Below are 21,319 nucleotides of genomic sequence, written 5' to 3' on the forward strand. Positions count from 1 at the left end.
GTGTACCAGCTCTCCGCCAACATCGAACTGCTGTTCACGGAGGCCGGTCCCGATGCCGGCGACCGGGTCCGCGCCGCCGCGGCCGCGGGGTTCGACGCCGTCGAGATGTGGTTTTCGACCGACAAGGACCTCGACTCCCTGGCCAAGGCGCTCGCCGACACCGGCGTCCAGCTGACCTCGCTGCTCGCCGGTCCGCGGATGACCTACACCTACCCGGGCACCGACCTCGCCCCGTTCCACCAGGGCCTGGACCTCGCCGTCGAGCACGCCCGTCAGCTCGGCTGCCCCCGTGTCGTGCTCGCGTCGGGCATGGGCTTCCCGGGGATGAGCCGGCAGAAGAACCACCAGTTCCTGGCCGACATGTTCGGCGAGGCGCTGGCGCGCACCGACGGCTCGGGCGTCGAGTTCGTCCTGGAGCCGGTCAACTCGCGCGTGGACCACCCCGGCGCGCTGACCGACCGCACCGAGGACGCCGTGGACGTCGCCCGCATCGTCGGCTCCGACCGGTTCGGCATCCTCTACGACCTCTACCACTCGATCGTCCAGGGCGAGGACCCGGCCACCGAGCTGGCTCACGCGGCACGATTCGTGAAGTACGTGCAGCTCGCCGACGCCCCCGGCCGGCACGAGCCCGGCAGTGGCGACGTCGACTGGGCGGCCCAGCTGGCCGTGCTGCGCGCCTCCGGCTACGACGGCCCCATCGGGCTGGAGTACTTCCCGGCCGTCGAGTCGGCGGCGTCAGTCGAGTACATCCGGTCGGTCGCGGCGGACGCGTGACAGGACCGGTGGTGAAGCTCGACGTCCTGATCGCCACCGGACGGGTCACGGTCGAGCACGACAACGAGTTCCGCAGCTTTCGGCACCACACCTCGATGCTGACGACGCTGCTGGAGTCGACCGGCAGGTTCCGGGTGCGGGTGCTCGAGGAGTTCCGGGGGATCGGGGACGAGCTGCTCGACCGGTTCGACGTCGTCCTGGTCATGTACGAGGGGCGGGACGACTACCACTCGGTCGCCGAGGGCTTCGGGGCGACGACCGAGCAGGCGCTGCTGCGGTTCGTGCGGGAGAGGGGCCGGGGCATCGTCTGGTTCCACGGCTCGTCGGTGCAGGAGCCGGACTGGGGGTGGCCCGAGGAGTTCGACCGGATGCGCGGGGCGACGCTCAGCCGGGGGACCGGGCTGCGGCCCCGGCCGCAGGGCGAGGTCGTCGTCCGGACGGCGGAGCCACGGCATGCCATCACGGAGGGGCTGGACGCCCAGTGGGCGGTCGTCAACGACGACGTCCTCACCGGTGCGCGGATGGACCCGTCCGCGCAGGTGCTGCTCACGGTGTTCGACGACGCGGACAGCTACCGCCGGGCTGGCTGGCCGAACGCCCACACGCCGGTCGTGATTCCGTCCGGCGGGCTCGAGGCGCTTCCCGGCATGAACACCGACCAGCCGCTGGCGTGGATCAACGAGTGGGGCGCCGGCCGGTCGTTCTGCGTCACCCTCGGGCACGACTGGGACACCTTCCGGAAGGTGCCGTTCATGACGCTGCTCGTGCGCGGCGTGGAGTGGGCGGCCTCCGGCGAGGTCACCCTCGGCCCGCCCGAGCGGACGGGTGCCGCCCGCTGGCGCGTCTGGCCGTACTACGCGGGAGACCCCTCCCGGTTCGAGCGGTCCGTCTCGGGCACCGCCGCGGCGGCCCGCCACTGAGGTCGCGGGCCGCGTGGTCCGGTGCACGACCAGCGCGCCGGCCCCGTCCTGCGTCCCCGCCGTCGACGCCGGCGGGTCCTCGGTCAGTCGATGACGTGCACCGGCTCCATGCAGGTGATCTCCCAGGCGTGCCCGTCGGGGTCGGCGAAGCTACCGGTGGCCCCTGAGGCGTCCTCCCGCACCGGCAGCCACGGAACCCCTCCGGCCGCCAGCGCCCGGGAAACCAGGGCGTCGACCTCGTCCCGGCTGCCGACGGTCAGGCAGTGCACGACGGTGGTCCCCGTGCGGGGATCACCCACCTCGCCGGCCACCTGCTCGGCGAACCGTTCGCGGGTGCGCAGCATCAGCGCGACGTCGTCGTCCAGGACGACCGCGGCGGTGTGGTCGTCCGAGGAATGCTCGTTGACGGTGAAGCCGAGCGCCTCGTAGAAGCGCCGGGCCGCCGGCAGGTCCTGCACGGGGAGGTTCACGAACATCATGCCCACTGCGGTTCTCCCTCTCCGATGTTTTCGGCTGTCGCCCGCAGCTCCGGGACGAGGTCGGCGTGCAGCTGCTCGTCCGACCAGCGCCCGGCCACCAGCTCGGTGGTGAGCGCCGCGGTCACCACGCCGTCGTGGTTGTGCACCGGGACGGCGACCGACTGCAGCCCCTCCTCGAGCTCCTGGTCCACGACGGCGACGCCGGCGGTCGCCGCGTCCTCCACCGCGCGGGCGAGGGCGGCCCGGTCGGTCAGCGTGTGCCGGGTGAAGGCGGCCACACGTGCACCTGCCAGCACCAGGGCGCGATCTTCGGGCGGAAGTCCGGCGAGCAGCACCCGGCCCGCCGAGGTCGCGTGCGCCGGCCACCGGGCGCCGACTGTCTGCAGCGGTGCCAGCAGCCGCCGGCCGGGCACCTGCTCGACGACCACGATGTCCTCGCCGTCGAGCACCGCCACGGCCAGGGGCTCGCCGATCCGGCCGGCCAGCGCGCGCAGGTGCGGGCGGGCACGGGCGGGCAGGTCGGTGGCGGCAAGGTATCCCTGCCCCAGTTCGAGCACCTGGGACCGCAGGAAGAAGCCGTGCCGGTCCGAGCCCACGTAGCCCAGCCCGACGAGGGTGTGCAGGAACCGCCGAGCGGCCGCGCGGCTCACCCCGGCTCGCTCGGCGACGTCGGTCAGCCGCTGGCGGGGGTGGTCGGCGTCGAACGCCCGCAGGACGGCGAGCCCGCGGCCCAGCGACTGGACGATGGCGCCGTCCGCGGGTGTCATGCCGTCCGTCCGCCGCCCAGTTCCGCCAAGGTGTCGGCCACCCAGTCGGCGATGAAGGTGCTCACGTAGGGCAGGTGGTCCAGCCCGATGTGCTCGGTCGCGCCCTCTTCCGGCGTGAACACCCGCAGCTCCCGCTTGGGGGAGTTGACGGCCTGGTCGTAGGAGCGGTGCGCCATCTCCAGCGGGATCTGACGGTCGTTCGCGCCGTGGGCGATGAGGAACGGCACGGTGATCCGCTCGACCACGCCCTCGAGGTTGACCGCGTCGGCGAAGTCGAGGAACGCGTCGAGGTGGTGCTCGTCGCCCTCCTTGCCCCACACCCAGAGCACGTGCTCCCAGTAGTGGGGGACCGGGCGCTCGCCCTCGCGCTCCTTGCGGCGGCGCTGCACCGCACCCCAGTCGTGGTTGGCGCCCCACGCGACGCAGAGCGCGAACCGCTTCTCGAAGGCGGCCGCGCGGGGGGCGTAGTAGCCGCCCAGCGACCAGCCGACGATGCCGATCCGCGCGGCGTCGACGTCCTCGCGCTGCTCGAGCCAGTCCACCGCAGCCCCGGCCCACACCTCGGTGTCGATCCGCGCGGTGAGACCCTGGAGCCGCAGCGACTCGCCGGTGCCGGGCTGGTCGAGCATGAGGCAGGAGATGCCGCGGGCGGCCAGCTCCTCCCAGTGGTTGGAGGCGTACATGTGCTCCTTGGTGGAGTCCAGCCCATTGACCAGGACGATCACCGGCGCGGGGCCGTCCTCGGTGGCCGGTGCGGCGCTGAAGTAGGCCGGCAGCGTCGTCCCCTCGTAGGGGATCTCCACCCGGCTCACCCGGGGGCTGTGGGTGGCGAACGCCTTCTCCGCGATCCCCAGCATCCGGCGATACGTGGGCACGCGGTTCGGGTCGGAGTGGGCGAGCATGCGCTCGGCCTGGGCGAGGTAGTTGCTGGCGCGGAAGTACAGCTGCCCGGCGGTGCGGGTGTGCCCGGCCTTCTCGGCGTCCTCGGCCTGGCCGACGAGCTGGTCGGTGAGCGCGGTCCAGGCGCGGAGGAACTCGGGCGTGCCGGCGTCCTCACCGGCGTTCGCCGCCTCCTTGATCGGGCGGCAGGCCCGGTCCACCTCGTCGATGAGCCCGCCGGAGTTCAGCGTCGCGACGACGCCGAGGTTCCAGGTGTAGGGGCCGGTGGGGAAGTACTCGAACACGGGTTTCCTCTCAGGGGTTGGTTCAGCCGGCGCCGGGCAGGACGGCGGACCAGCCGCCGTCCACCACGAGGTTCGCGCCGGTGACGTAGGACGCCTCGTCGGAGGCGAGGAAGAGGGCGCACCGGGCGACCTCCTCCGGGGCGCCTATCCGGCCGAGGGGGATGGCCCGGGCGATCGTGCGCATCGGGTGGTCGGGGGCGAGCAGGTCGCCCTCGGTCGCGGGTGTGCGGACCATGCCGGGGCTGAGGCAGTTCGCCCGGATGCCGTGCGCGGCTCCCTCGGCGGCCAGCTGCCTGGTCATCGCGACGACGCCGCCCTTGGTCGCGGTGTGCGCGATCCGGGGATTGGTCAGCGAGCCCGTGATCCCGGCGGTGGACCCGACCAGCAGCACGCTGCCGCCGCCCCGGACGATCAGGTGCGGCCAGGCGTGCTTGGTCGCCAGGAAGACGATGTCGAGCTCGTTGCGAAGCACGAACGACCAGTCGGTGTAGCTGGTCTCGGCGACGGGGGAGAAGCGGGTGGCCCCGGCGTTGTTGTAGAGGACGTCGATGCCGCCGTGCCGCTCCGCCGCGTCGTCGATCCAGGCCCGGACGCCGTCCTCGTCGGTCAGATCCAGCGGGTGGGTGCTGTCCATGACGCCACCGGCGGCCCGCACCAGCTCGACAGTCTCCGCTGCGCCCTCGGCCTGGACGTCGGTGCCGACGACGGTGGCGCCCTCCGCGGCGAACAGCAGCGCGGCCGCCCGCCCCTGACCCCCGGCGGTGCCCGTGATCAGCGTGACCTTGCCGGCGAGCCGGCCGGTCACGACGGCACCCGGACGGCGTCGCTGATCGACTTCACGCCGCCGTGGGCGGTCATCCCGCCGTCGACGGGGATCTCCGCGCCGGAGATGTAGGAGGCATCGTCGCTCAGCAGGAACGCGACCAGCGGGGCGACCTCGTCGACGGTGCCGGTGCGGCCCATGGGCGTCTCGGCGACGTTGGCGTCGCGGAAGGCCGGCGCCGCGGAAGCCGTCATCGGCGTCTCGATGTAGCCCGGGTGCACCGTGTTGACCCGGATGCCGCGGGGGCCGAGCTCCAGGCACGCGGCCTTGGCCAGCCCCCGCAGCGCCCACTTGCTCGCGGTGTAGGCCACGGGGAAGTGGCCGGTCAGCGCCGCGACCGAGCCGACCACGACGACCGACCCACCGGCGGTCATCAGCGGGGCCAGCGCCTGGATGCCCAGCAGCGTGCCGGTGACGTTGACCTCGTTGACTCGGGCCAGGTCGGCCGGGTCGAGCTCGGCGAGGCGGGCCCGCCAGGTGACGCCGGCGTTGGCCACCAGCCCGTCGACCCGACCGTGCCGACGGCCCAGCTCGGCGGCGAGCGACGTCCACCCCGCGGCGTCGGTGACGTCTAGCTGCCGGTAGCTGACCCGGGGAAGCTCCTCGGCCGGCTCAGGGCGGACGTCGCAGCCGATCAACGTCGCGCCCGCCGCCGCCAGCAGCCGGGCCTCGGCGGCCCCCTGCCCCTGACCCGCGCCGGTGACGACGACGACCTTTCCCTCGACCTTCACGAGCGCTCGCGGGCCCTCGGACGCGGCCGCGCCGGTGGGACGGGCGGGAGGTCCAGGCCGGGTACGACGCGGTTGCGGATGGTGCCGATGCCCTCGACGGTCATCTCCACGACGTCCCCCACCTGGAGCGGCGGGGGAGCGGCGTCGCCCCGCACCCCCCACAGCTCGGCTAGGCAGCCCCCGTTGCCGCAGGTGCCCGAGCCCAGCACGTCGCCGGCCCGCACCTCCGTGCCGCGGGAGGCGTAGGCGATGAGCTCCTCGAACGGCCAGCCCATGTTGGAGAGCGAGTCCTGGCCGATCTGCACTCCGTTGACCGAGACCCGCATGTCCAGCGCCAGGAAGCCGTCGGCGTCGCGGTAGGGCTCCAGCTCGTCGGCGGTGACCAGCCAGGGGCCCAGCGTCGTCGCGGAGTCCTTGCCCTTGGCCGGGCCGAGGTTGACCTTCATCTCCCGGGCCTGCAGGTCGCGGGCGGACCAGTCGTTGAGGACCGTGTAGCCGAAGACGTGCTCGCGTGCCTGCTCGGGCGTCAGCGAGGCGCCGTCCCGGCCCACCACGACCGCGACCTCGAGCTCGAAGTCGAACCGCTGCGACCCGGGCGGGACGGGGACGTCGTCGTGCGCGCCGAGGAGGGCGTACGGGTTGGTGAAGTAGAACTGCGGCGCCTGGTACCACTCCGGCACGACGCCGCCCACGCCATCGATGCTCTTGCGGACGCCCTCGACGTGCTCCTCGAAGGCGACGAAGTCGCGGACGGTCGGCGCCTGCAGCGGGGGCAGCAGGCGTACCGCGTCCAGCGGCACGGCCGGCCCGGACAGCGCGGCTGCGCCGGCCTCGAGCGCGGCGGGCAGCCCGGCGCGCACGAGGTCGAGGATCGTGTGCCCGTCGGGGAGTGCGTGCAGGCCGGCGGCGCTGAGCACGCCGGCCTGCACGCGGTCCTCGAGCTCCCAGGTGGCGAAGCGCATCAGACGGGCGGGGCCACGAAGAGGCCCTTGTCGGGGTCGTTGAACGACCGCTGCGCGACGAACTCGTTCATCGCGTTCGCGGTGCCCCACTGGTCGCTGACCTCGGGGTTGGTGAAGTCGTAGACGTGCGGGTGCCAGGTGTCCTCGTCAAGCTCCTCGAGCTCCGTCGTGTACTCGACGGTGTTGCCGTGCGGGTCGAGGAAGTAGCTGAAGGTGTTGTTGCCGGCCATGTGGCGGCCCGGGCCCCAGATCTTCTCCACCCCGGCGCGCAGCAGCCGGCCGGTGCCGCGCATGTACTCGTCGATGCCGCGCATCTCGAAGCTCGCGTGGTGCAGCGAGGGGTGCGGACCGCGCGCAATCGCCATGCTGTGGTGCCAGGCGTTGGTCCGCATGAACCACATCATGTTGCCCATCCGCGGGTGCATGAGCGTGTCCGAGAGAGCGAACGAGAGGTGCTTCTCGTAGAAGGCCAGCGTGCCCTCGGGGTCCGCGGAATTGATCACCACGTGGGAGAGCCGGACCGGGATGGACTCGCCCTCCTCGATCCTCCGGTGCTGGCGGACCTCGACGTCGGAGCTCACCTCGATGGTGCGGCCCTCGTTGTCGAAGAACCGGAACCCGTAGCCGCCGCCGGGCGTTTGCAGGTCGGTCGGCTCGTGCACCAGCCGGACGCCGTCGGCGGTGAGCTGCGCGGCCAGGGTGTCGACGTCGGCCCGGTTGGCGGCCCCGAAGGAGATCAGGTCGATCCGCTTGTCGGTGGCCTCCCGCAGCCGCACGATGTACTGCTCCGGCGAGCCCTCGGCGGCCAGGAAGGCCAGCCCGGAGTCCGTGTGCTCGGTCTTCAGGCCCCAGGTGCCTGAGTAGAAGTCGAGCTGCTTCTTGAAGTCGGGCACCGCCAGGTCGACGTGCCGAAGGTGGGTGATCAGGCGCTGCTTCATGAGGTTCCTCGATGGGTCGGGCGGGGGGACCCCGTCCAAAGGCTCACCGCGGGCGTGCGAGCGGTGAGGGGGACGGGGTCCTCTGTCAGGCGGGCTGGCTGGTGAGGATGGCGACGGAGCGCATGAGGCCGGGGATGTCGCCCTGCACGTGCTCGAGCTGCCACTGGGCGAGCTGGTTGGAGGCGTCGACGACGGTCTTCGCGCGCTCGTAGCGGCGCGCCATGAACGCGTCCCACAGGTCCTGGTCCAGCGCGTCGCGGTCGACGAGCAGCTCGGCGAGGACGACGGCGTCCTCCAGTGCCATGGCGCCGCCCTGCGCGATGGTGGGCGGGCAGGTGTGCGCGGCGTCGCCGATCAGCACGACCCGGCCGCGGTTCCACGGCTCGTCGAGGACGTGGGTCTCGAACCAGGTGTAGTTCACCCGGGACGGGTCGGTGAGCGTCTCGCGGATCTCGTCCCAGGGGCCGTGGTAGGCCTGCGAGAGCTGCTTCATCGTGGCGAGCTGCTCGTCGGGGGAGAGGGCGCTGCGGTCCTGGGCGTCCTCGACGATGTAGGCGTAGAGCGAGTCCTCGCCGGTCGGGCAGTAGCCGGCGATGTAGGAGGGGCCGCCGTAGTACAGGTCGGTGCGGGTGACGCTGGCCGGCCGCGGGCCGAAGGCGCGCCAGATGCCCATGCCGACGGACTTCGTGTCCAGGTTGATGCCGAGCGCCCGCCGCGTCCACGACCGCACGCCGTCGGCGCCGATGACGAGGTCGTAGCGGCCGGTCGAGCCATCGGAGAAGGTGACGTCGACGCCCCCTTCCCCGTCGGCGGAGCCGTCCTGGGTCAGCTCGGTGAAGGTCGTGCCGAACCGGAGCTTCGCGCCGACCTCCGTGGCGCGGTCGGCGAGGATGCGGGCCAGCTCCGGGCGGGGCATGCCCATGACGGCCGGGAGGTCGGGGCCGCCGGTCTTGGCGTCGGGGATCTCGGCGACCACCGTCCCGTTCGGGTCGGGAGCGCGGATGCCGGTGACGTCGAAGGCGTACCCGGCCTCCTGCACCCGCTCCCAGACGCCGAGGGCGCGCAGCTCGCGCAGCGCGTTGCCCTGCAAGGTGATGCCGGAGCCGAGCGCGATGACCTCGGGCTTGATCTCGACCAGGTCGACGGCGACGCCGGCGGCGGCGAGGTGGATGGCGGCGCCGGCACCGGCCAGACCGGCGCCGACGACGAGGACGTTGCTGACCGCGGGCATCTGGGGCTCCTACTTGACGGCGATCGGGTTGACCGGGGCGCCGACGGCGCCGGTCACGGGCAGGGGTGCGGCGGTGAGGAAGAAGTCCCAGACGCCGTCCGCGGCGCAGTCGGCCGCGAGGGCGTCGAGGTCCCACATCTCGCCGATGAACAGGCCGATGTTCGGGATGGCGACCTGGTGCAGCGGCTGGAAGGCGACGTCGAACTCGTTGGGCCGGACCTCGAAGCCCCAGGTGTCGGTGGCGATGCCGGCGATCTCCGTGCCGTGCAGCCAGTCGGCGGTGGTGAAGCTGAGGCCGGGTGCGGCGCCGCCGGCGTAGTCGCCCCACCCGCGGCCCTCGGCGATGTCGCGGCGGGCGCGGGTGAGCCGGCCGGTGCGCACGAGCAGCAGGTCGCCGCGGCCGACGCGGGCGCTCCCGCCCTGCGCGGCGATCGTCGCCTCGAGGTGCTCGGTCGTGATGGCGAAGCCGTCGGGCAGCTCGCCGTCGGTACCGATCGCCCGGCCGACGTCGAGCAGCACGCCGCGGCCGGCGAACAGCGCGGCGGTGGTCTCGATGCCCGTCAGCTTGTCGCCGTCGCTGGTGACGACGTCGCCCGCGCGGCGGCCGTTCCAGGCCATGCCGTGGTCGAAGATGTGCCCGAGGCCGTCCCACTGGGTCGAGGCCTGCAGCGGCATCGCGATCACGTCGTCGGCGCCACCGAGGCCGTGGGGGAAGCCCTGCACCCCGCGCTCGGCGTCGGTGCCCGTGTCGAGCATCGTGTGCACCGGGTTGGTGCGGCGCCGCCAGCCCTTCTGCGGGCCGTCCATGTCGAAGCGCTGCGACAGGCTGAAGCTCATCCCGCGGCGGACCAGTCGCGCGCCCTCGACGCGCTTGGCCTCGTCCAGGAAGTTCAGCGTGCCGAGCACGTCGTCGGCGCCCCACCGGCCCCAGTTGGAGCAGCGCTTCGCGGCCGCGGCGATCGCGCCCTCGGGATCGGTCCGGTCGAGGCGGTCGGGGAACTCGTGCACACCACCGAGAGTGGTGCGGCCCACATGGGTGAGGGAAGACGAGATGTCTGATGACAGGCATTGACGGCGTCTATAGCCTGCGCGGATGCAGCTCGCCAGCCTGGACCTCAACCTGCTGGTCTCGCTCGATGCCCTCCTGCAGCAGCGCAGCGTCACGCGGGCGGCCCAGCAGATGGGGTTGAGCCAGCCGGCCCTGTCCGCCTCCCTGGCCCGGCTCCGGCGGCACTTCGGTGACGAGCTGCTCACGCGGGTGGGCAACGAGTACCGGCTCACCCCGCTGGCGGTGCAGCTCAAGGAACTGGCCCGGATGGCGCTCTCCGGCGTGGAGCGGGTGTTCAGCGCGCAGCCGGAGTTCGACCCGCGGTCATCGACCCGCGAGTTCACCTTCCTCGTGAGCGACTACTGGGTCGCCGTCCTGGGCGACACCGTCGCCGCGCTGCTGAGCGAGGAGGCCCCGCACGCCCGGCTCCGCCTCGCCGCGAACACCCCGGCGGCGGTCGATCGCGCCGACCAGGTCATGCTGACCACCGACCTGCTGATCCTGCCGCACGGCTTCGTCACCGGCCTGTCGCACCGCGACCTGTACCGCGACGACTGGGTGTGCGTCGTCGCCGCCGACAACCCCGTGGTGGACGAGGGGCTCACCGTGGCGGACCTCGAAAACCTCCCCTGGGTGGTCACCTTCCACGGCCCGACGGCGGCCACCCCGGCCGAGCGGCAACTGCGGATGCGCGGTGTCGAACCCGTCGTCCAGGTCGTGACGGAGAACTTCCTGACCGTTCCGGGCCTGATCGCCGGGAGCGACCGCATCGCGCTGCTTCAGCGCCACCTCGTCGAGCAGCTGCCCCTCAACAGCGGCATCCGGGCGCTCGCCCCGCCGCTGGACATCGGACCCCTGGTCGAGGCGATGTGGTGGCACCCCGCCTACGACGACGACCCCGAGCACGCCTACCTGCGTGACCTCGTGACCCGCGCTGCGCGGCAAGCCATGGGCGAGCCCGGGACGGTGGTATAGCGCTCGTCGATCCGCGCGATTCCACGGCTCGTCCGCGCGGGGGAGCCGAGGAGGTCCTCGGAGGGCTCGCCGACCGGGCAGCGGGAGGCCTCGTCCAGTGCGGCTGTGGGTCGAGGCCTGACGAGATGTGGTGGTCGGAGGCGGGTCGACGCGCCGGAACGGACACGCGTGGAGGCGTGCGCATCGGTCTGAGCGGACCAGCTGGTCCCACTCCGGCGCGACGGCGGACCAGCGACCCGGATCTCCACCGTTCACCGGGGCGCGACCGTTCCGCCGGGCATGACCGGGACGCACTCCATGGCGGTCACCGAGTGACGGCACCGGCCGGGCGAACTCATCGGTACGGGGACCGCGGATGCTGTGACGCCCATCGGGTGCCAGCCAGGCGCCTGCGTGAGAGCCAGAGCGACAGGACCAGCGCCGTACCCCAGACGAGGAACAGCGGGCCCCACAGGTAGGCGTGGCCCCGCATCGCCTCGAGGTCGTAGCCGCCCGCAGGGCGGATCAGTCCGGAGAGCACCGCCGCGCTCACCGTCGTGTGGACACCGCCGTAGACGATCAGCAGCACCCCAGCGGCCCAGCTGGCGGTCCGCCAGAACGTCGCGCGAGGGAGTCGTCCGTAGACCACCCCGATGGGGATCGCCGCGGCCACTGCCTTCATCAGTGCGATCAGCCCCAGCACGATCCCAGCGCTGAGGGGTGCCCTGTCCGACAGGTCGACCGCCCACTGGCCCACCGTCGCCAACAGCCATCGCCCACCGACCGCCCAGTACAGGCTGGCCGCAGCATGCAGCAGGCCGAGGGAGCCGGCGACCCACACCAGGACATGCGCCGACGGAGCCTCCGTGCGGACGTCCCGGAGCGCACGCCGGTGTCGCTCCCGGTGGCCGACGGCGTGCCAGGCAGCATCGCTCACCCCCGGGTGCGCAGGTGGTCGATCAGGCGGGAGAACCCGTCGGCGCCGTGGCCGGCTGCCACGGCCCGATGGGTCAGGTCGCGCAGGACGGCGGCCAGGCCTGTGTCGGTGCCGTTGTCCTCGGCCGCCGCGACGATGTGGTCGAGCGCCGCCGCCTCCATGGCCAGCTGGTCCTCGTCGCCGGGGAAGACACCGGCGTCGACGTCGCCGGCCAGCCCGGCCAGGGTGTCGGGCAGCATCGCCACGACCCGCAGGGCGTAGGGCAGGAAGGCGCCGGCCGGCACACGGTGTGCGGTGGTCATCGCGGCGGCGTGCAGGAACGAGGTCATGCCGGCGAACCAGACCTCCAGCATGGCGACGTCGAACAGCGACGCCCGGGCCGGGTCCTCGCCCAGGTGCTCCGCCGTGCCGAGTGGAGCCAGCCGCGCGCGAACGTCCTCGAACACGGCCTCGGGGCCGCTGTAGAGGATCAGCGCGTCGGGAGTGCCGATCAGCGGGGTGGGCGCCATGATCGCCCCGTTCAGGTACGTCATTCCGCGTCGCGCGGCCCAGTCGGCGCTCGCTCGCGCCTGGGCCGGGGTCGCCGAGGACAGGTGGACCACGGTCCGGCCGCGCAGGAGGTCCGGGTCCAGGTCGGCGAACGCGTCCTGGAAGGCGGCGTGGTCGCGCAGGCAGACGATGATCAGCGAGCCGGCCGAGACGGCGGAAGCCAGCGTCCCGGCGGTGGCGGCCCCCTCCTCGGCGAGCGGCCGGGCCCGGGCCGGCGACCGGTTCCAAGCCGTGGTCGTCACTCCGGCGGTGAGCAGTGCCCGGGCGAGGGCGCTGCCCATCGACCCCAGGCCCACGACGGTCACCGGGTCGGCCTCGGGTGGGGCACCGCCCGCTCGCGTGCCGGGCCCGGTGGTGATCCGTGGGGCGGCGTCGTCCGGTCGGGCCTGCGTCCCGTGGGCGGTGGGGTTCGACGTGGTCATGCCGCGAGTCAACGGTCACCGGGTGAGCGTCGACATGGTGCAGACGCTCAACTCGATGTCCCGGCGTCCAGGAAGTGTCTAGCGTGCGGCGTCGTGGACGCGCTCGCGAGTCTTCTGGCGGAGGTGCGGTCGAGCGGAGCGCTGTTCGGCCGCGACGTCGTCACCCCGCCGTGGTCGGTGCGATTCGCGCAGGACAGCCCGCTGACGCTGGTCGCCATGCTGCGCGGCTCGGCCTTCATCATCCCGGACGACACCGACCCCGTTCCGATCGGGGAGGACGAGGTGGCCGTCGTGGTCGGCCGCACGCCGTTCACCGTGGCCCACGACCGCGCGGTGTCGACCCCACCCCTGTACGTGCTGCACCCTGGCGACCGCTGCACCGCCGCCGATGGCACGGAGTCCCTGGACGACCTGCGGCTGGGAGCCCGCACCTGTGGACAGAGCCTGGATGGTCCGACCGCGATGCTCACCGGCACCTACCGGGTGCGCGGCCAGGTGTCCCAGCGCCTGGTGACGGCGCTGCCCCGAGTGCTGGTAATCCCGCGCGGAGGGCAGCTGGCACTCATGCTGGACCTCACGGTGGGTGAGATCGAGCGTGACGACCCCGGCCAGCAAGCCGTCCTGGACCGGCTGCTGGACCTGCTGCTCCTGTCGACGCTCCGCGAGTGGTTCGCCCGGCCAGGGGGCGACCCGCCCGCCTGGTACCGCGCGCTGGGCGACCCGGTCGTGGGTCCGGTGCTGCGCCGGATGCATGCCGAGCCGGCCCGGCCGTGGACGGTCGCCGAGCTCGCCCGGCAGGCCGGTGTCTCGCGGGCGACGTTCGCCCGGCGGTTCGGCGACCTGGTGGGGAACCGCCCATGGCCTATCTGACCGGTTGGCGGCTGTGCCTGGCCGCCGACCTGCTCGAGCGCACCGACGCCACCGTGGACGCCGTCGCCCGGCGGGTCGGCTTCGAGAGCGGCTTCGGCCTCAGTGCGGCCTTCAAACGGGTGTGCGGCACCCGCCCCGGCCAGTACCGGGCAGCGGCCCGCGCCTCCTGAGCGCCGGCGGGTCCCGGCTGTCAGCGTGCGGTCGCACCGGGGCGGGCCAGCCCGAGGGCGCGCTCGAGGAGGCGGAGCCGGTACGCCGCGCTCAGCACGAGGAACCACAGCACCAGGGCCGGCAGCACGGTGAAGAACACCGGGTCGGCGGCGCCCGTGAGGCCGAAGTAGTCGCTGACCGCGGGGACGAACAGACCGCCGGTGAACACCGCGGCGAGCCCGGCGACGAGGATCGCCGGGCGCTTGTCGCCGTCCGGCCGCGTCCAGGCGGCGAACCACCGGTTCGGTGGCTTGAGGAAGAGGATGAGCAGGAACGCGGCGAACGAGACGAAGGTGGAGAGCGCGGTCTGGGCCCCGATCGTGGCCGCCGCCTCGGCGAACCCCACGTCGTCGGAGGAGAGCCCGGTGTAGCGCTCGAACGCGGCGAGCACCTCCGCGGGTGTGCCGGTGCGGCCGAGCCCCTCGAACAGGAAGGTGTAGTGGTAGGCGTAGAGCGCGACGCCGCCGGCGGCCGTCACCACCGCTGCCGGGACGACGAACCGCCCGAGGTTCGGGAGCAGGTCCGGGTCCGGCGCCGTCGGTCGCGCCCATGCGGTGAGGAAGAGCGTCGGGACGCCGACGGTGAGCAGCGTCAGCCCGACGTTCGCCGGTGAGTAGGGAAACCCCAGGCCGAGCATCGTCACAGCGAGGATCACCAGGCCCTGCGTGGCGACCCGGGACAGGAAGACCTGCATCGAGGTCCCGATGCCGTCGATGATCCGCCGCCCCTCGTGCTGGGCGGGCAGCAGCGCCCCCAGGGAGTCCTCGGTCAGCACGATGTCGGCGACGTCCCGGGCGACGGCGCTGCCGCTCCCCATCGCCACGCCCACGTGCGCCCGCTTGAGAGCCCGGGCGTCGTTCACCCCGTCGCCGATCATGGCGACGTAGCGTCCCTGCCGGCGCAGTGCGTCGACCAGCCGCTCCTTCTGCTCGGGCGCGATGCGGCCGAACACCGTCGCCCGGACGGCCAGCCGGTCCAGCTCCGCGTCCGTCATCCCGTCGAGCTCGGCACCGGTCACCGGCACCCCGGCGTCCAGCCCGGCCTGCCGCGCCAGGGCCGCGACCGTCCGCGCGTCGTCGCCCGACACCACCTTGAGGTCGATCCCGCCGCCGGCGAACCGGGCGATCGTCTCCGGGACGTCCGGGCGCAGCTCGTCGGCGAGGGACACGAGGGCGACCGGCTCGAGGGCGGGCAGGCGGGGGCGCCCCGCGTCGTCCCGGAGCGGCGCGTGCGCGGCGGCGCGGGCGACGACCAGGACCCGGAGCCCCTGGTCGGTCCGCGCGCCGACCGCCTCGGTGAGCGGCGGCCCGGAGAGGTGGGGGGCCAGGCGGTCCGGCGCGCCGAGGACGTGCACGCCGTCGTCGGCGCGCACGGCGCTCCACCGCAGCGACGACGAGAAGGGGATCTCCTCGTGCACCGTCCACGCCCGGCCGGGCAGGGAGTCGGCGAGCGCGGTGGTGGTCAGGTTGGGCGCCGCCGTGCTGCGTGCCAGGGAGCCGACCAGCTCCCCGACCGCCGCGGTGTCGAGGATGCCGACCGGGTGCACCTCCGCGAGGGCCAGCCGGCCGGTCGTCAGGGTGCCGGTCTTGTCGGTGCAGACGACGTCGACGTGGCTGACCGACTCGACGGCGTTGGTCTGCTGCACGAGAGCGCCCCGCCCGCTGCTCCGGGCCGCGCCGACGGTGTAGGCGACGGCCACGAGGAAGAACAGCCCGTAGGGGACCAGGCCGGAGAGCACCGCGGTGGTCTGCACCACCCGGACCAGGGAGAGGCCTTCCAGCGCGGCCTGGAACAGGATGGTGGCGCTCATCAGGGCGACCAGCAGCATCACCAGCCGGACCACGAACTCGATGCGCAGCTGCAGGGGTGTCCGGTCGGTGGTGGACCGGCGGGCGTCGGCGGTCAGCCGGCCGGCGTAGCTGGCGGCGCCCACGTCACGCGCGAGCTGGTACCCCTCGCCGCCGACGCAGAAGCTGCCCGACAGCAGGTCGTCCCCGGGCCCCTTCTGCAGCGGCTCGGACTCCCCGGTCAGCAGGGACTCGTCGACGTCCACCCGGCCACCGTCGAGGACCGGCCCGTCGACGACGAGCTGGTCGCCGGGGCGGACGTGGACGACGTCGCCGCGGACGACCTCCTCCGGCGGCGCCTCGACGTGCGTGCCGTCGCGCACGACCGTCACCAGACTGCGGTGCAGCAGCTGGAGCCGGTCGAGCTTCCGCCTGGCCCGGATCTCCTGCACGGCGCTGATCGTCGCGTTGACCAGGCCGAGACCGACGCTGGTGAAGGCGTCGCTGTACCGGCCGAGGGCGAGCAGTGCCGCGCCGATGACGAACAGGATCACGTTGAAGAACGAGAAGACGTTCGTGCGGAGGATCTGCGCGTAGCCGCGGGACGACGCGCGGACGCTGACGTTGCCCTCGCCGCGCCGTCGCCGGGCCTCGGCCTCCCGCTGGCTCAGTCCCACCGCCGCGTTCCCGCCCACCGCGGAACCCGACTCCTGCACGTCCATCCGGTTTCCTCCGACCCGGGCCCGACCGGGTGAGCGGGGCCACCCCGGAGTCTGCCGGGCGCGGCCGGCGGTCGCCCGCGCACACGCGGACCACCCAGCAGACGCACAGGCGGCGCCGCCCCGGCCGGCCGCGGGGTCCGGCGCCGCCGACGCAGCAGGCGTGCCGCACCGCAGGTGCGACCGTTATGCCCAACAAAACCACGACCAGGAGGGACACCGACGAACCGCGCGGCAACGCCGGGGAGGAGCGGCGTCAGGTCCCCGTGATGCGGCGGCACTCGGGGCAGGGGTCGGCCGAGCCCAGGCCCCGGGGTCCGTCCCACTTCCCCTGGATGACGCCGACCGATGCGCCGCAGACCGCGGCCCAGGGCGCCGGCAGGTCGGCGGTGCTGCGGAGGACGGCGTGCGCCCGCCCGGTGTGCTGGTCGCGGCCGGCGGCGTGGTCGCTGCTCATGCCGACCAGCATGCGTCCCGCGCGTGCGCCCGTGGCCACGGGGTAGCGCAGCGGCCATGGCCACCGCACGCGACACCACCGGCCGGCGCTCCCGGCGGATGCCCGACCGGGCGACCGGGCTGCTGTACGGGCTGGGCTTCGGCGGCTTCGTCGACGGGATCGTGCTGCACCAGATCCTGCAGTGGCACCACATGGTGAGCGCCGTGGAGGAGCCGACGACGCTCGCCGCCCTGGAGGTGAACACGCTGGCCGACGGCCTCTTCCACGCCGCGACCTGGGTGCTCGCCTTCGCCGGCACGATCACCGCCCTCGTCGCCTGGCGGCGCGACCGGCTCGCGCCGAGCTGGGGCTTCCACTTCGGCCTCGTGCTCGTCGGGTGGGGGATCTTCAACCTCGTCGAGGGGCTGATCAACCACCAGCTCCTCGGCATCCACCACGTCCGCGACGACCTCGGTGGCCCGTTGGGCTGGGACCTGGCGTTCCTGGCGTCGGGAGTGCTGCTGATCGGGGGCGGGTGGCTGCTGCACCGTCGCGGTGTGCGCCGCCTCGCCGCGCGCGCCGGCGTCCGGGAGACCTGAGGGGGCCGGCCCCCGGCCGGGGGTCTTGTCCGCCACCCACCTCCCAGGGCAGGCTGTGACGCACGACACACCAGCACCAGGAGGCACCGTGGCAGCCCGCGCAGCACATCCCGTTCCCGCACGCGGCTCCGACGGCTGAGGTCGGTCCATGGGCAAGGACATCCCCCCGGCTCCCGCTCCCCGCCCGCCCGCGCTGGTGCGCAACGTGGCCCTCGTCGGCCGGGCCGGCGCCGGCAAGACGACGCTGGCGGAGGCGCTGCTCGCGGCCACCGGGGCCGTCCCGCGCGCCGGGCGGGTGGAGGAGGGGACCACCTGCCTGGACACCGAGGAGGTGGAGATCCGCCAGCAGCGGTCGGTCTCCCTGGGCGTGGCCGCCGTCGAGCACGACGGCCACCGGATCACCCTCCTCGACACCCCGGGTTCCCCCGACTTCGTCGGCGAGCTGCGAGCGGGGCTGCGGGCGGCCGACTCGGCGCTCTTCGTGGTCTCCGCCGTGAGCGGGGTGGACGCCGGCACCGTCCAGCTGTGGGAGGAGTGCGCCGCGGTGGGCCTGCCACGCGCCGTGGTGCTCACCCAGATCGACCGGCCGCGTGCCGACGTCGCCGAGGCCGTGCGTCTCTGCCAGCTCATGCTGGGGGAGGGGGTGTACCCGGTGCACCTGGTCGACCGCGGGCCGGACGGCGCCGCGCGCGGCCTGGTCTCGCTCCTGGAGCCGCATCTCGACGCCGCCCGCACCGGCGACCAGGACGCCGACCGCCTCCGCGCCGAGCTGATCGAGGGGATCATCGGCGAGAGCGAGGACGAGACCCTCATGGAGCGCTACCTCGCCGGCGACGAGCTCGCCGTCCCCGACCTGCTGGCCGACCTGGAGACGGCCGTCGCCCGCGGGCACTTCCACCCCGTCCTCTGCGCCGCCCCGCTCACCGGGGTCGGCATCGACGAACTGCTCGAGCTCGTCGTGGCCGCCCTCCCCTCGCCGACCGAGCACGGGTGCCCGCCGGTCACCCGGCCCGACGGGTCACCCGCGCCGCCGCTGCAGTGCGACCCCGACGGCCCGCTCGTCGCCGAGGTGGTCCGCACGACCACCGACCCCTACGTCGGCCGGATCTCGCTGGTCCGCGTCTTCTCCGGCACCCTGCGACCGGACGTCGCCGTGCACGTCTCCGGCCACGGGCTCGCGGAGCGGGGGCATCCCGACCACGACGCCGACGAGCGGATCGGCGTCCTCTCCGCACCGCTGGGCTCCGCGTTGCGGCCGGTCGCGGCGTGCCCCGCCGGCGACGTCTGCGCGGTCGGCCGGCTGGCGACGGCCGAGACCGGCGACACGTTGAGCTCGCCGGAGGAACCCCGGCTGGTCCCCCCGTGGGAACTGCCGGTGCCGCAGCTGCCGGTGGCGGTGGAGGCTGCTTCCCGCGGTGACGAGGACCGGCTGGCCACGGCCCTGGCCCGGCTCGTCGCGGAGGACCCCACCGTCCGGCTGGAGCGGCGTCCCGACACCGGGCAGCTCCTGCTCTGGTGCGTGGGGGACGCGCACGCCGAGGTGCTGCTGGAGCGGCTGCGCAGCCGCCACGGCGTCGCCGTCACCCCGGTCCCGGTGCGGGTCCCCCTGGTGGAGACGCTCCGCGGCCCGGCGCGGGTGACCGGCCGGCACGTCAAGCAGTCCGGCGGGCACGGCCAGTACGCCGTCGTCGTCGTCGAGGGGGAGCCGGGGGAGCCGGGCTCCGGGATCGTCTTCGAGCAGCGCATCGTCGGTGGCACCGTGCCCGTCCAGTTCCACGCCAGCGTCGAGAAGGGCATCCGCGCGCAGGCCGCGCGCGGGGTGACCGGTGACCGGCCGCTCGTCGACGTCCGGGTGACCCTCGTCGACGGCAAGGCCCACTCGGTGGACTCCTCCGACGCCGCCTTCCAGGCCGCCGGCGCCCTGGCCCTGCGGGAGCTGGCGAACGCGGCCGGCACCCGGATCCTGGAGCCCTGGTGCGAGATCCGCGTCCAGGTTCCGGCCGAGTTCGTGGGCGCGGTGATGAGCGACCTGTCGTCCCGCCGGGCGCGGGTGACGGGTACGGAGGCCGACCCGGGCCGGGACCGGGCCACCGTGCACGCCGAGGTGCCGGAGGCCGAGCTGCTGGGCTACCCCGGCGTGCTGCGATCAGTCACGCACGGCACCGGCGCCTTCGACCGCCGCCCGCTCGGCTACGAGCCGGCTCCCGCGGCGGTCGCCGTCCCGGCCTGAGCCACGCCGTCCCGGCGAGTGGGCGGGCCCGCCGTGGCCCGTCCGGAGGCCCGCCGCGAGCCTGCGAGCGACGAGGGGGCCGGTGGCTCCCGGCAGGGACCCGCCGCGAGCAGGCGAGTGGTGGGGGGCAAGGGGTCCTTCTACTAGCCTCGGGCACGGTCGTGCTGGCACTGGAGGGAACGTGACGTCGTCGAACGGGCCGTCGGCTGCCGTACCCGTACCCCCGTCCCGGACGACGCCGGCCGCGCTGCCCGACCGCCAGGCCCTTCCGGACCGCATCTGGACGCTCCCGAACGCGCTGTCGGTGCTGCGGCTGCTCGGCGTGCCGTTGTTCCTGTGGCTCCTGCTGGGCCCGGAGGAGGACGGCTGGGCCCTCGTGGTCCTCATGGTCTCCGGTTTCACCGACTGGCTCGACGGCAAGCTCGCCCGCTGGCTGGACCAGGGCAGCCGCCTGGGTGCCCTGCTGGACCCGGCCGCGGACCGGCTCTACATCGTCTCCACCCTGGTCGCGCTGGCGCTGCGCGAGGTCGTGCCCGTGTGGCTGGTGGCGCTGCTGCTGGGCCGGGAGCTCGTCCTCGGCCTCATGCTGCTGCTCCTGCGGGCGCACGGTTACCCGCCGCTGCAGGTGCACTACCTGGGCAAGGCGGCCACGCTCCTGCTGCTCTACGCCTTCCCGGTGCTGCTGCTCGCCGACGGGAACGGTCCGCTGGCCACCGTCGCCGCGCCGTTCGCCTGGGCGCTCACCATCTGGGGCACGGCGCTCTACCTGCTGGCCGGCATCTTCTACGTCGTCCAGGTCGTGGGGTTGCTCGCCGCGGACCGGGCGGCGGCCTCCCGGAACTCGCCGTGACCGGCACGCGCCCGGCCGGTGGCGTCCGCTCGCTGGGGGCCTCCCTGCTCGACGACGTCCTCGCCGAGACCCTCGACCCTGCCTACGCCGACGCGGCCGCGCGCAAGGCCGGGGGAGAGGCACCCCGGCGAGGCCGGGGGCGGGTCCTGGTCGCGCTCACGATGGCCGCCGCGGGCCTGCTGGCCGCGGTCACCTACGACCAGGCCGCCGCCAAGGCGCAGGGACGGCAGGAGATCCGCGAGGCGCTGGTCAGCGACATCCAGGACGAGTCGGCCCTCAGCGACGACCTGACCGCGCGGCTCGAGGAGCTGCGCGCCGAGGTCAGCCGGACCAGCGACGAGCTGCTCGCCGCCACGGCGGTGGGGCAGCGCGCGCTGGACGCCCTCGCGCGGGCCGAGCAGGGCACCGCCGCCGTCGCCGTCGCCGGGCCGGGGCTGCTCGTCACGCTGGCCAACGCCGAGGCCGAGGCCGACGACGACCCGCTCGCCGGGAGCGCCGCGGATGCCCGGAACGTGCAGGTGGCCGACGGCGACCTGCAGCTCGTGGTGAACGCGCTCTGGGCCGCCGGCGCCGAGGCGATCAGCATCAACGGCCAGCGCCTCGGCCCCACCAGCGCCATCCGGTTCGCCGGCGAGGCGGTGCTCGTCGACTTCCGCCCGGTCACCAACCCCTACCGGGTCAGCGCCATCGGCGACCCCGACGCGCTGGCCAACGCCTTCCTCGCCAACCCCGAGGTGCGTGCGCTGGCCTCGTTCTCCGCGTCCGCGGGGTTGCGGTTCGAGTTCGCCAAGGAGGACGAGCTGTCCCTGCCGGCCGCCAACCCGCCGGAGCTGCGCTTCGCCGAGCCCGTCACCCCCCGCCGGGTCCCCGGCACCGAGCCCAGCCCCGGAGGCTGA

At 73.9% G+C, this 21,319-nt stretch carries 22 protein-coding genes; 9 read left to right on the forward strand and 13 right to left on the reverse strand.

The genetic code is table 11. The features are described 5' to 3' along the window. Positions 1–777 (forward strand): TIM barrel protein, encoded by a 777-nt coding sequence (locus ACI8AP_RS18370; RefSeq protein ID WP_456590807.1) that lies wholly within the window; start codon positions 1–3, stop codon positions 775–777. Between the two features lie 11 nt (positions 778–788). Further along, entirely contained in the window at positions 789–1,697 is a 909-nt protein-coding gene (locus tag ACI8AP_RS18375; RefSeq protein WP_456590808.1) for a ThuA domain-containing protein, read from the forward strand. A gap of 83 nt (positions 1,698–1,780) precedes the next feature. On the opposite strand, the gene ACI8AP_RS18380 is transcribed toward ACI8AP_RS18375, so the two are convergent. The 9 genes from ACI8AP_RS18380 to ACI8AP_RS18420 all read right to left on the reverse strand — a co-directional run bounded on the left by ACI8AP_RS18380 (position 1,781) and on the right by ACI8AP_RS18420 (position 9,844). Next, entirely contained in the window at positions 1,781–2,176 is a 396-nt protein-coding gene (locus ACI8AP_RS18380) for a VOC family protein (RefSeq protein WP_456590848.1), read from the reverse strand. Next, positions 2,173–2,943: an IclR family transcriptional regulator domain-containing protein gene (locus tag ACI8AP_RS18385; RefSeq protein WP_456590809.1), complete on the reverse strand. Its 771-nt coding sequence runs from the start codon at positions 2,941–2,943 to the stop codon at positions 2,173–2,175. Before ACI8AP_RS18385 ends, ACI8AP_RS18380 begins: the two co-directional genes overlap by 4 nt. Continuing rightward, positions 2,940–4,127 carry an alpha/beta hydrolase family protein gene (locus ACI8AP_RS18390; protein ID WP_456590810.1) on the reverse strand — a complete coding sequence of 396 codons (1,188 nt, stop codon included), beginning with the start codon at positions 4,125–4,127 and terminating at the stop codon, positions 2,940–2,942. The genes ACI8AP_RS18385 and ACI8AP_RS18390 overlap by 4 nt, the downstream gene beginning before the upstream one ends. A 22-nt stretch (positions 4,128–4,149) precedes the next feature. Continuing rightward, positions 4,150–4,932: an SDR family NAD(P)-dependent oxidoreductase gene (locus tag ACI8AP_RS18395; protein ID WP_456590811.1), complete on the reverse strand. Its 783-nt coding sequence runs from the start codon at positions 4,930–4,932 to the stop codon at positions 4,150–4,152. Next, positions 4,929–5,681 (reverse strand): SDR family NAD(P)-dependent oxidoreductase, encoded by a 753-nt coding sequence (locus ACI8AP_RS18400; RefSeq protein WP_456590812.1) that lies wholly within the window; start codon positions 5,679–5,681, stop codon positions 4,929–4,931. Before ACI8AP_RS18400 ends, ACI8AP_RS18395 begins: the two co-directional genes overlap by 4 nt. Further along, positions 5,678–6,643 (reverse strand): fumarylacetoacetate hydrolase family protein, encoded by a 966-nt coding sequence (locus ACI8AP_RS18405; protein WP_456590813.1) that lies wholly within the window; start codon positions 6,641–6,643, stop codon positions 5,678–5,680. Before ACI8AP_RS18405 ends, ACI8AP_RS18400 begins: the two co-directional genes overlap by 4 nt. Continuing rightward, entirely contained in the window at positions 6,643–7,581 is a 939-nt protein-coding gene (locus tag ACI8AP_RS18410; RefSeq protein ID WP_456590814.1) for a VOC family protein, read from the reverse strand. The genes ACI8AP_RS18405 and ACI8AP_RS18410 overlap by 1 nt, the downstream gene beginning before the upstream one ends. Before the next feature lie 85 nt (positions 7,582–7,666). Beyond that, positions 7,667–8,812, reverse strand: coding sequence for an FAD-dependent monooxygenase (locus tag ACI8AP_RS18415; RefSeq protein WP_456590815.1), 1,146 nt, complete (start codon positions 8,810–8,812; stop codon positions 7,667–7,669). 9 nt (positions 8,813–8,821) lie between these two features. After that, the gene (locus tag ACI8AP_RS18420; RefSeq protein WP_456590816.1) at positions 8,822–9,844 is read right to left on the reverse strand and encodes a cyclase family protein; all 1,023 of its coding nucleotides are present in this window, start codon (positions 9,842–9,844) and stop codon (positions 8,822–8,824) included. A 61-nt stretch (positions 9,845–9,905) separates the two neighbouring features. Here ACI8AP_RS18420 and ACI8AP_RS18425 point away from each other — a divergent pair, with 61 nt between their 5' ends. Then, positions 9,906–10,835 carry a LysR family transcriptional regulator gene (locus tag ACI8AP_RS18425; protein WP_456590817.1) on the forward strand — a complete coding sequence of 310 codons (930 nt, stop codon included), beginning with the start codon at positions 9,906–9,908 and terminating at the stop codon, positions 10,833–10,835. 334 nt (positions 10,836–11,169) lie between these two features. On the opposite strand, the gene ACI8AP_RS18430 is transcribed toward ACI8AP_RS18425, so the two are convergent. Together ACI8AP_RS18430 and ACI8AP_RS18435 are read right to left on the reverse strand one after the other, a co-directional pair. Then, positions 11,170–11,751, reverse strand: coding sequence for a DUF3995 domain-containing protein (locus tag ACI8AP_RS18430; protein ID WP_456590818.1), 582 nt, complete (start codon positions 11,749–11,751; stop codon positions 11,170–11,172). After that, positions 11,748–12,722 (reverse strand): NAD(P)-dependent oxidoreductase, encoded by a 975-nt coding sequence (locus ACI8AP_RS18435; RefSeq protein WP_456590819.1) that lies wholly within the window; start codon positions 12,720–12,722, stop codon positions 11,748–11,750. Before ACI8AP_RS18435 ends, ACI8AP_RS18430 begins: the two co-directional genes overlap by 4 nt. A 93-nt stretch (positions 12,723–12,815) precedes the next feature. Between ACI8AP_RS18435 and ACI8AP_RS18440 the strand changes: the two genes are divergently transcribed. Beyond that, entirely contained in the window at positions 12,816–13,592 is a 777-nt protein-coding gene (locus tag ACI8AP_RS18440) for a cupin domain-containing protein (protein WP_456590820.1), read from the forward strand. Beyond that, complete coding sequence (locus ACI8AP_RS18445) at positions 13,580–13,762, forward strand: helix-turn-helix domain-containing protein (RefSeq protein ID WP_456590821.1); 183 nt, start codon at positions 13,580–13,582, stop codon at positions 13,760–13,762. The genes ACI8AP_RS18440 and ACI8AP_RS18445 overlap by 13 nt, the downstream gene beginning before the upstream one ends. Before the next feature lie 20 nt (positions 13,763–13,782). Here ACI8AP_RS18445 and ACI8AP_RS18450 read toward each other — a convergent pair whose 3' ends face one another. Next, the gene (locus tag ACI8AP_RS18450; RefSeq protein WP_456590822.1) at positions 13,783–16,311 is read right to left on the reverse strand and encodes an HAD-IC family P-type ATPase; all 2,529 of its coding nucleotides are present in this window, start codon (positions 16,309–16,311) and stop codon (positions 13,783–13,785) included. Between the two features lie 253 nt (positions 16,312–16,564). Next, positions 16,565–16,765, reverse strand: coding sequence for a hypothetical protein (locus ACI8AP_RS18455; RefSeq protein ID WP_456590823.1), 201 nt, complete (start codon positions 16,763–16,765; stop codon positions 16,565–16,567). A 56-nt stretch (positions 16,766–16,821) separates the two neighbouring features. Between ACI8AP_RS18455 and ACI8AP_RS18460 the strand changes: the two genes are divergently transcribed. The 4 genes from ACI8AP_RS18460 to ACI8AP_RS18475 all read left to right on the forward strand — a co-directional run bounded on the left by ACI8AP_RS18460 (position 16,822) and on the right by ACI8AP_RS18475 (position 21,319). Continuing rightward, a complete protein-coding gene (locus ACI8AP_RS18460; RefSeq protein WP_456590824.1) occupies positions 16,822–17,343 on the forward strand; it encodes a DUF2243 domain-containing protein in 522 nt (173 codons plus the stop codon). A 148-nt stretch (positions 17,344–17,491) separates the two neighbouring features. Continuing rightward, positions 17,492–19,573: an elongation factor G-like protein EF-G2 gene (locus ACI8AP_RS18465; protein WP_456590825.1), complete on the forward strand. Its 2,082-nt coding sequence runs from the start codon at positions 17,492–17,494 to the stop codon at positions 19,571–19,573. A 181-nt stretch (positions 19,574–19,754) separates the two neighbouring features. Beyond that, entirely contained in the window at positions 19,755–20,423 is a 669-nt protein-coding gene (locus ACI8AP_RS18470) for a CDP-alcohol phosphatidyltransferase family protein (protein WP_456590826.1), read from the forward strand. Continuing rightward, complete coding sequence (locus ACI8AP_RS18475) at positions 20,420–21,319, forward strand: DUF881 domain-containing protein (RefSeq protein WP_456590827.1); 900 nt, start codon at positions 20,420–20,422, stop codon at positions 21,317–21,319. Before ACI8AP_RS18470 ends, ACI8AP_RS18475 begins: the two co-directional genes overlap by 4 nt.

The organism is Blastococcus sp. SYSU DS1021, from assembly GCF_054050995.1.